The following is a 2,309-nucleotide window of genomic DNA, read 5'->3' on the forward strand; positions in this document are numbered from 1 at the left end:
AAGTTTGAAATAGGCCCACTATTCCTGCACTTGCCCGCCTTGCTCCGGCCCTTCTGGCTGTGCTCCATAGTCACCGAACTTTCCGCATGGCCCACTAGCAGAAGCCGACCCTGAGCCGCCGCCCAACCTTCGCCCTCAACCGACCCTTGACCGCCTTGTTGCGGACGCCCGAGAACGTCAACCAGGAACATCTTTCCCCGACCGGCGCCTCAAATTTGGCAATGTCGGCGCTTGGAGTGCCTGAGGGAGGCGGACGGATTTCCGGCAACGTCGCCGGCTGAGAGTAACGCCGCTGCCAATCCGCGCCGAGACCGCTGTTGAAGCGATGGCCTGCGTCGCGATATTTTTTCGGAGGCTCACCACCGCACCAGGGCTCCGCCCGCGAGGATATACTTCGGTCGAACCTGTGCGTGAAGAAGGCGTGCGATGGCGATGAACGACGGGACGGGGAACGGCACATCGGCGAGATCGGCGTCGCGCACCGACACCCTGGATGTCCGCAGCATCGTCGACACTGTGCGCGAACCGCTGCTGGTCCTGGACAGGCATCTGCGGGTGCAGAGTGCCAACCGCTCCTTCTACCGCACATTTCAGGTTTTGCCGCAGGACACCGAAGGCCGGCTTCTCTACGACCTGGGCAACCGGCAGTGGGACATTCCGCGCCTGCGCACCCTGCTCGAGGAGATCCTCCCACACGATACGGTGGTCGACGATTTCGAGCTGACGCACGATTTCCCGGACATCGGGCACAAGGTGATGCTGCTCAACGCCCGCAGGCTCCCGCAGGAGGGCGACGACCGGATCCTGCTGGCCCTCGAGGACGTGACCGAGCGGCGGCGGGCCGAGCGGGAACGTCACGAGATCGAGACCCGTTTCACCGCCTTGGTGAAGAACATTCAGGACCACTCGATCTTCACGCTCGATCCCCAAGGCCGGGTCACCAGTTGGAACGTCGCGGCCGAGCACATCCTGGGCTACGCCGAGGCGGAGGCGCTCGGGCGGCACTTTGCGTTCATCTTTACGGCGGAGGACCGTGAGCAGGGGGTGCCCGAAGCCGAGCTGCGTGCGGCCCGGGAAAGTGGCCGCGCCGATGACGAGCGTTGGCACCTGCGCAAGAATGGGGAGCGGTTCTGGGCCTTGGGAATCGTCAGCGCGCTGCACGACACCGATGGTCGGTTGACTGGCTTTTCCAAGATCCTGCGGGACATGACCGATTGGAAGCAATCCCAGGAGGTCATGCAGGCCAGCGTGCGGCGGCTGTCCATGGTCCTTGATTCGGCCTATATCATGGCGTTCGAATGGGATATTCCGCGCAACGAGGTACGGCGTCACCACTCCCGCCTCGGGGCGGCCCCCGAAACACCGGAGGAACGGCCGAGCAACCTTGAGGCGTTCTGCGATGCGGTTCATCCCGATGATCGGGAGCGCTTCCTCGCGAATCTTCACGACGCCCTGGCCCACCCGGAAGACGGGTATCGGGCGGAATTCCGAGTCTGCGAGCCGGGCGGACAGATCGTCTGGGTAGCCGAGCACGGCTACCTGGAGTGCGACGAACAGGGGCAACCCCAGCGGCTGATCGGGTTATCGCAGGACATCACCGAGCGCAAGGAGACCGAAGCGCGGTTGCGGGCGGCCCGCGACGCCTTCCGGCAGGTCGTCGATCAGTCGCCGTTTGGCGTCTACACGGTCGATACCGATTTCCGCCTGATGCAGATCAGCGTCGGGGCGCAAAGCGCCTTTCGGAACGTGCGACCGCTGATCGGGCGGGATTTCGGCGAGGTATTGCGACTCCTATGGCCTGAACCCTTCGCCAGCGAGTTGATCGCCCGTTTTCGCCATACCCTCGCAACCGGCGAGCCCTACCACGCACCAACGACGATCCTGCGTCGCTGGGGTGATGCCGGGAGCGAGTCCTACGACTGGAAGATCGAGAGGATCACGCTTGCCGACGGGCGGCCGGGCGTCGTCTGCCACTTTTATGACCTGTCGGAGCGGTACGGCTACGAGGAGGCGCTGCGCGAGAGCGAGGCCCGGTTCCGGACCATGGCCGACGGGTTGCCATTGATGGTATGGGTACACGATGCGAGGAGCCACCAGGAGTTCGTCAATCGCACCTTCTGCGAATTCTTCGATGTGAGTGCCGAGGAGGCCGCTGGCGACGGCTGGAAGACGCTGATGCACCCCGATGACGCTGCAGCCTATGTGACCGAGTTCCAGGAATGCGTACGGGCCCAACGCCCGTTCCATGCGGAAGTTCGGGTGCAGGCTGCAGATGGGAAGTGGCACTGGCTTGAATCCTGGGGACGGCC

Annotated in this window: 1 protein-coding gene; it reads left to right on the forward strand. The window is 64.1% G+C overall.

All coding sequences use genetic code 11. From position 1 onward, the window contains the following. Nucleotides 1–426 precede the first annotated feature (426 nt). The coding region (locus tag ACESL5_RS09505) for a PAS domain-containing protein (RefSeq protein ID WP_372592541.1) at nt 427–2,309 on the forward strand (1,883 nt) is incomplete at its 3' end.

The sequence above is a fragment of the Guyparkeria sp. genome (genome assembly GCF_041687595.1).
In the GTDB taxonomy this organism is placed as follows: Bacteria; Pseudomonadota; Gammaproteobacteria; order Halothiobacillales; family Halothiobacillaceae; genus Guyparkeria.